Below are 457 nucleotides of genomic sequence, written 5' to 3'. Positions count from 1 at the left end.
CCCTGGTAACATCCCCCCTTTACCGGGTTTAGCGCCTTGACTCATTTTAATTTCGAACATTTTAACTTGTTCGTGCTCAGCAATCGCTTTGAGTTTTTCGGTGCTTAATTTACCGTGCTCATCTCGTACACCATATTTTGCCGTGCCAATCTGAAACACAATATCAGCGCCACCTTCAAGGTGGTAAGGGCTGAGCCCTCCTTCACCGGTATTCATCCAACAACCTGCTAACTTTGCACCTCGCGTTAGTGCGCGAACAGCGGGTTTAGATAAAGCACCAAAGCTCATACCTGAAATATTAAATAACGAGTTTGTTGTATAAGGAGCTTGGCAGTAAGGTCCTAACGTGACTTCGCTCGGGTCGAGTGCGTCTTCATCTAAAGTCGGAAACGCACAGTTCATAAACATCACAGTACCTGTTGCTTCAAGGCTCTGGGTTGAACCAAAGGCCGTAGTA

The 457-nt window shown here is 46.4% G+C and carries 1 protein-coding gene; it reads right to left on the bottom strand.

All coding sequences use genetic code 11. The annotated features are described in order from the left end of the window. The coding region (locus E0L37_RS21380) for a glutamate synthase-related protein (RefSeq protein WP_240687535.1) at positions 1-457 on the bottom strand (457 nt) is incomplete at both ends.

Origin of the sequence: Alcanivorax sp. 24 (genome assembly GCF_004360225.1) — a bacterium.
Classification (GTDB): Bacteria; Pseudomonadota; Gammaproteobacteria; order Pseudomonadales; family Alcanivoracaceae; genus Alloalcanivorax; species Alloalcanivorax xiamenensis.
Note: the sequence above shows the minus strand (reverse complement) of the source record. Positions and strands in the feature narration are given on the sequence as shown.